This window comes from Gemmatimonas sp. (genome assembly GCF_044376735.1).
Classification (GTDB): domain Bacteria; phylum Gemmatimonadota; class Gemmatimonadetes; order Gemmatimonadales; family Gemmatimonadaceae; genus Gemmatimonas.
The window spans coordinates 1-6129 of record NZ_JBILKJ010000151.1; the positions used below are offsets into that span (position 1 = coordinate 1).

Annotated in this window: 7 protein-coding genes; 1 reads left to right on the forward strand and 6 read right to left on the reverse strand. The window is 68.9% G+C overall.

All coding sequences use genetic code 11. The features are described from left to right. Positions 1-932, forward strand: a 932-nt coding sequence (locus ACIRA7_RS14065; protein ID WP_396221478.1) for a hypothetical protein, incomplete at its 5' end; no start/stop codon positions are given. 266 nt (positions 933-1198) lie between these two features. On the opposite strand, the gene ACIRA7_RS14070 is transcribed toward ACIRA7_RS14065, so the two are convergent. The 6 genes from ACIRA7_RS14070 to ACIRA7_RS14095 all read right to left on the reverse strand — a co-directional run. After that, positions 1199-2563, reverse strand: a complete 1365-nt coding sequence (locus ACIRA7_RS14070) for a glycogen-binding domain-containing protein (RefSeq protein WP_396221479.1) — start codon at positions 2561-2563, stop codon at positions 1199-1201. A 107-nt stretch (positions 2564-2670) separates the two neighbouring features. Then, the gene (locus ACIRA7_RS14075; protein WP_396221480.1) at positions 2671-3411 is read right to left on the reverse strand and encodes a hypothetical protein; all 741 of its coding nucleotides are present in this window, start codon (positions 3409-3411) and stop codon (positions 2671-2673) included. Then, complete coding sequence (locus tag ACIRA7_RS14080) at positions 3408-4037, reverse strand: isoamylase early set domain-containing protein (RefSeq protein WP_396221481.1); 630 nt, start codon at positions 4035-4037, stop codon at positions 3408-3410. Before ACIRA7_RS14080 ends, ACIRA7_RS14075 begins: the two co-directional genes overlap by 4 nt. Then, positions 4030-4566 (reverse strand): RNA polymerase sigma factor, encoded by a 537-nt coding sequence (locus ACIRA7_RS14085; RefSeq protein WP_396221482.1) that lies wholly within the window; start codon positions 4564-4566, stop codon positions 4030-4032. The genes ACIRA7_RS14080 and ACIRA7_RS14085 overlap by 8 nt, the downstream gene beginning before the upstream one ends. 77 nt (positions 4567-4643) lie before the next feature. Next, positions 4644-5204, reverse strand: a complete 561-nt coding sequence (locus ACIRA7_RS14090; protein ID WP_396221483.1) for a hypothetical protein — start codon at positions 5202-5204, stop codon at positions 4644-4646. After that, positions 5201-6129 (reverse strand): agmatine/peptidylarginine deiminase (locus ACIRA7_RS14095; protein ID WP_396221484.1); only part of this gene is annotated, 929 nt, incomplete at its 5' end. The genes ACIRA7_RS14095 and ACIRA7_RS14090, both read right to left, overlap by 4 nt.

Sequence of the window (6129 nt, forward strand, 5' to 3'; positions counted from 1 at the left end):
TCCGCTACGGCTGGCCCACGGCATGGTCGGTACAGAACGGCGGCGTGGCCGATCCGCGTCCGCCGTCGGTGATCGGCCACGAGCCGACGCCGAGCTACGACTTCATGCCGACGGTCGAAGCGATCGCTAAGCCGCTGTCCGCCACGCCCGGCGACTGGGATCCGAAACGCCAGAAGGCGCGGATGCGGTACGCGCCGCGCTTCGCCACCGGGTTTGGCGCGCTGCCCCATCAGTTTGCGCGCTTCCTGCGTGGCGACACCACGATCGTGGCCGGCGGCTATCGGCTCATGCGCGAACTCGAGATGGGGCGCGCGCCGTACACGGCCGCGCTCACCCTCGACGCGTTCGATGGGCGCGACCCGCGGCAGGCGAAGCGAGACAGTGCGCAAGCGAATGGCGCGTTGCTGCTGCCGGTGCCGTCACCGATGCTGGCCAGTCTCGAAGTGCTGGCTCCGGTCGGCAAGCGTGCGGCGCGCGTGCGGACGGTGATCGCTCCGTTGCCGGCCGGGACGCGCCTGTCGGAATACCTGCTGCTGCAGCGCGGTGATGTGTCGGCGACGCCGATGCTCGAGCGCAATGCGCTGCAGGCGTACGGCAGCAACGAGATAGAAGGGGGCACGTCGATCGGGATCTACTGGGAGATGTACCGTCCGGCGTCGCCGGGACAGCCACTCCAGGTTTCTCTGCGCGCGACGCGCGTCGGTGCGGGCTTTCTGCAGAAGCTCGGCAGTTCGTTCGGCCTGTCGAAGTCGGTCACGCCGGTGTCGATCAAATACAACGACAACGGTCGTCCGGATGGTGGACCGGGGCGCAGCCTGAACATCAACTTCCCGCAGGTCCCGCCGGGTGATTATCAGCTCACGCTGATGGTGTCGGGCGCGGGCATCACGGACAGCACGACGCAGGTGATCCGGGTGAAGGGCGGGAAGTAGGGAGCGCGTTGATATGGTTCAGTACACGGTGGTCTGAGTTCGGGCGTCAGACCGGGTATAGTGGTCGGAGTTCAGCAACACCAGTGTTCAGTGTCGAGCATCTTTGGAGCAACAACGGGCCCTGTCGATCGCTTCGACAGGGCCCGTCGTTTTTCCAAACACGCTCGGAACTGTGCACTGTAGCTGCTGAGTTCTGACCGCTATACCCGGTCAGACGCCAGAGTTCAGACCACTGTTCACTGAATCCGCGCAATCCGTACCATCCCCTATCGCCGTTTCCCGCGCACCGTGATCATCCCCACCGGGCTCCCGTAGTCATCACTGCCCGTCGGCAGTCCCGGCGGTGCGATCCACGCGCCGCCATCCACGCGGACCGTAATGCGGTGCATGCCCGGCGCGAGCCTGAGTTCGGCGCGCCACCGCCCGTTGGCCGCCCGCTGCATCCGCGCGACCATCCACTCGGTGGCATCGCCCATCAGTTCCAGCGACTCGGCGCGCGGCGCATCAATGAGCAGCACCACGCGCAGGGTGTCGCCGTCGGGGGCCGACGCGCCGTGTTCCACCGCGAGCGAATCCACTGCACCAAGCGTGCGCGTTTCGAAGGCGAGAATACCGGTTGGCGTGCCATCGGTGCCGCTGAACGGCAGGCGCGCGATGCGCACGCCAACGGCGAGCACGGGGGCGAAGCGGCGGGGTTGGCGACTGTCGCCATCATCGCGAAACGCGGTCCCACCGACCGTGGCGGCATTCGTCACGGCCGCGCCAACCAACGACAGCCACGCGTTGATCGGCTGCACGACGGCCAGCGACGCCACCGTGGGTAGGGCGCTGGGTTTCGGCGACAGGGCGTCTCTGGTGATCCACGTCGCGACCGGCGAGGTCACGGACACCAGCCACGTGGTCGGTCCCGTGTGAAAGCCCAGCGACGCGATGCCGGTGGCGATATCCCGTCGCTGGAGGGTCTGCGTCATGCGACTGCTCACGAGCCGAGCGGCGCCACCACCGACCGGCATGGTGATCGCGTCGGGTTCGTTGATCGAGAGGGTTTGCGTGGTGGTGCGGGTCGCGCGCTCCACCGAGAAGCCGAACGAGAATTCCAGCCCGGACACGTTCGTCATCAGGCCGGCTTCGGCGCGACTGATGGCGCCCACGTCGACCCGACGCGAGACCGTGGTATCGGTGCCCCGGAGATCGAGGCCACCGGCGGCCATCGGCGGCATGGGGGGCATAGGAGTGCCCAGGATGTTCGCGGTGGGATGGGCACCGTTTACCGAGGCGTGGCCGTAACTGATTGCACTCCACACGCGCTGTTGGCCCACGCGGGCCCGTGCTCGCAACGCGAGTGTGCCTTCCAACTGGCCATCGGTGCCCACGCCTTGGGGCACGCGCCAGTTACCCGTGCCGATCGCGGACAGCCGGACGCGTCCGAGGCGACCGAGCGGCTGCGTGGCGCCGAGCCAGAGATCATTGCGCTGCGTGAGCGCGTTTCCGGTGCCGTCGGGGATCGCCGCCATACCCAGCACCGACAGCGTGGACGCGTCGGCCACCGGACCGATCGTGGCCGCCGGTGCGACAGGGGCATCGCCGCGGACCTGAGCGACGAGCACCGGCGCGATCGCGACATTGGCCACGGCGCACGGAACCAACGCCCACGGCAATGCCCATCGGCGGCTCTGGACAGAGCGACGGCGCGACGCGCTGGGGTGGCACAGCGCACAGAGGCCGCGGTGAGCGGGCGTCACGAATCGGGAGGACGGACCGGCTTGCGGTCGCTCGTCGCAGGAGTGGACGGCGGAACAGCACCGGAGACCGTGCCCCGAACATAGCGATTCAGGGCGTCGAGAGCCATACCGGGGCCGCGCAGCGCGTTCTTCGCCACCGTGGATTGCAGCCCCAGCAGGGCGTCGTCGGAGCGGGGAAGGCGAGCGATGGTGGCCACTGCGTCGCGCGCGGTCGCCGTGGGGACGCCGCGCCGGACTACATCGGTCAGCACCACGAGTGCCGTCACCCCGGTGCCGCCCGGGCGGGCTGCGCGCACGACCTCAAGGGTCCGGATGTCGACGCCGGCCCTGAGCGCGGTGGCCCCGGCGTCGAGTTCGGCCACGGTACTCCCCTCGCCCAACGCCGCCTTCGCCTCCGCCAGCGCGGCGGCGTGCGCCCGTACGACGCTGAGAATGCGCTGGCCGCTCACGCGTCGGGCGGCGCCCTCGAGGGCCCGGTTGATCAGCGGCGCCGTGGGCAGCCCTCGGGCGGCGGCATCGTCGAAGAGCAGCCGTAGCGCGCTGGCCGTGAGCGTGTCGAAGCGGGCGGCGTCGAACTGCCCCTGCGGATCGCGGAAAAAGACGGTGTCCGCGGAGGCCACCGGCGAGGCGGCCGCCACGACGGCGTCGTCGCGGTTCGCGGCAGCCAGCGGCGACGTGATCGTGGCCACGAGCAGCGGCAGCGTCAGCCACCTGATGGGACGTGTGAGCGGCGTCATCGCGGCCCGTCGACGACGACGGCGTTGGCCGGGCCATAGCCTTCATCAGGGACCTGCGGCGCCAACGGATCGACGAGCCACCGTCGCCCGTCGACCACGAACGCATACACATGTCGGCCGGGGGGCAGCGGGACCTTGGCCGACCAGGCGCCGTCGTCGCGACGGCGGATCATCGGCGTGGCGTGCGCATCCCAGCCATTGAAGTCGCCAACGAGGGCGACCTCGGCGGCGGCGTTCGGCAGTGTGAGGTCGAACCGGATGCCCTCGCCGCTCGCCGTGGTTGTTCCCACCGGCACCGGCGCGCGTTCAGCCGACGGCGCTCCGGTTGGCCGCGTCACCTCGGGCTGCCACGGACGCGTGATGCTGACCACCAATAGCGCGGCGGCGGCCACCCCCCACCACCATCGGGGGCTCAGCGCACGACCGAGCGGGGGGACGGGAGCGCGCCGAGCCTCGGCCAGTACTGCCGCAGTGCAGCGGGCCACGGCGGCTGTCCCCGGGGCCGGCACCCGCGCGTACGACGCCCGAAGCCGCGCCGTCAGCGCCGCGTCGTCGGGGAACGCGCCGATGTCGAGGGACTCGGGCCCGCTCGGCCCGTGGTCTGACGGAACCCGACCGCTAGTCATGCGACCGCCCGAGCAGGACGCGCAGCCGTTCGCTGCCGCGCTTCACGCGCATCTTGAGCGCGGACTCTCCGGCGCCGGTCATCGCCGACATCTCGCCGTACTCCAGCCCTTCGGCATACTTGAGCAGCAGGGCCTCCCGCTGGAGTGGGTCGAGCTGGTTGAGCGCACGGACCAGCACGGCGTCTTCGACGTCGGTGCCGAGCCCAAGGGAAGGGGCAGGTGCGGACTCAAGGGCGACGTCGTCTTGCACGAACCGACGCGTGCGACGACCGCGGGACGTAAGCGCGTTGCGACACTGGTTGGTGAGGATACGAAAGAGCCACCCACGGAACTGATCGCGCTCGTCGTACCGACCGATGGCGAGATACGCGCGCAAGAAGGAGTCCTGAACCACGTCCTCCGCATCGGCCCGCTCCCCCAGCATATGGTACGAGAACCGCCAGCACGCGTCGTAGTACCTCGACACCAGCACACTGAAGGCATCGGGGTCACCGGCGCGGGTCCGAACAACCAGCTCCGCGTCAGTCATCGTTGTACAACAGCCCAGCCGCGTGGCGCGTCACCAGATGCCCCGGCGCCGCGCCCGCGCGACCCCCACGGAATCGGTCATCCCCCGATCGCGGCGACGGCAAGCATCATCGACAGCGCCACGAACAGCGACGTCGCCAACTTGTTGACCCCGCCCACCTGACGCAGCAGCAGCTCCGCCTCGGCCGCGGGTAACTGCTGCTGCACCACCAGGCGGGTCGCCACACGGGCTCGACGGTACAAGAACCAGTTGGCCGTCCCGCCCGAGGCCAGCATCGTGGAGACGAACACCGCCGCGTTCATCATCAGCAGCCACTCGTTCTCCGGCTGCTGCATCGCCGCCATCGTGAGTGGCTTGTCGGTGCCGGTTAGCAGTCGGAACGCGATCCCCGGCATCAGGAAGAAGAAGGCAAACGGCAGATACAGCTTGCGATACAGGAACCACGCCGGCGGAAAGGCGATCGCCGCACTCCAGTTCCACGTCGGCACGAACGATGCGTCCTCGAAGAACGGCGCCAGCTTCCGCCGATACACCGTCTCCCACTTGGGACCGATGAAGGCCTCCATCTCCGCATCGCTCGGCTGCTCGAGCGACCGCTCCCGGTTCTGCTTCTGCACCCAGCCCGGCACCTCGTTCATGACGCCACCGTCGCGGCTGACGCCGCGGGCTGCTGCTGACTCAGGCAGTGCAGTGTGCCGAGTCCCCACACCAGGTCTACCGCGTGAATCCCCACGATGCGGTGTCTGGGTAGCAGCTCCGCGAGGGTGTTCAAGGCGATGCGATCATTCGGATCGTTGAACGTGGGCACGATGCACACGCCGTTGGCGATGTAGAAATTCGCGTAGCTGGCCGGCAAGCGCGTGCCGTCCATGATGACGGCCCGCGGATAGGGCAGCGTGACGACCCGAATCGGTTCGCCGCGGGCGTCCGTCGCGCGTTGCAGCCGATGCAGGTTGTCGAGCGACCGCGCGTGATTCTCGTCGGCGGGATCTGCCTCGTGCGCCAGCACCACCACCCCCGGCGACACGAAGCGCGCGATGTCGTCCACGTGCCCGTGCGTATCGTCGCCCACACAGCCGTCGCCGAGCCAGATGGTGTGCGTGATGCCGAGATACGTGTGAAAGGCGCGTTCGTAATCGCCGCGCGAGAAGCCGGGATTTCGCACCTGCACGTCGGACAGCAGCCACTCCTCGGTGACGAGCATGGTACCGAGTCCGTCGGTCTCGATGCCGCCGCCTTCGAGAATCAGGCGTTGCCCATTGTCGTGACGCATGGCTTCTACGCGGGGCAAGGACGTCACGCGCGACACCGCCTCGGGCACGTGTCCGTCGAGCGCGTAGTTGTCGTACTTGCTCCACGCATCGAAGCCCCAGTGCACCAACGCGACGCTGCCGTCGGCGCGGTGCACGGCGGTCGGCCCCGAGTCGCGCAGCCAGACCCGATCGGTGGGTTGCACGTGCAGGCGGTACCGGTCAGGATGCACGTCGTGCATCGTGAGCGCCGCGCGCGCGTCGTCGCACACGGCGTCGTTCTGACACAGGATCTCCACGCGCTCGTACGGCG

Bases quoted from the DNA above. Each gene is read 5' to 3' on its own strand.
- ACIRA7_RS14075 (WP_396221480.1), bottom strand. From the start codon at position 3,411: ATGACGCCGCTCACACGTCCCATCAGGTGGCTGACGCTGCCGCTGCTC.
- ACIRA7_RS14080 (WP_396221481.1), bottom strand. From the start codon at position 4,037: ATGACTAGCGGTCGGGTTCCGTCAGACCACGGGCCGAGCGGGCCCGAG.
- ACIRA7_RS14085 (WP_396221482.1), bottom strand. From the start codon at position 4,566: ATGACTGACGCGGAGCTGGTTGTTCGGACCCGCGCCGGTGACCCCGAT.
- ACIRA7_RS14090 (WP_396221483.1), bottom strand. From the start codon at position 5,204: ATGAACGAGGTGCCGGGCTGGGTGCAGAAGCAGAACCGGGAGCGGTCG.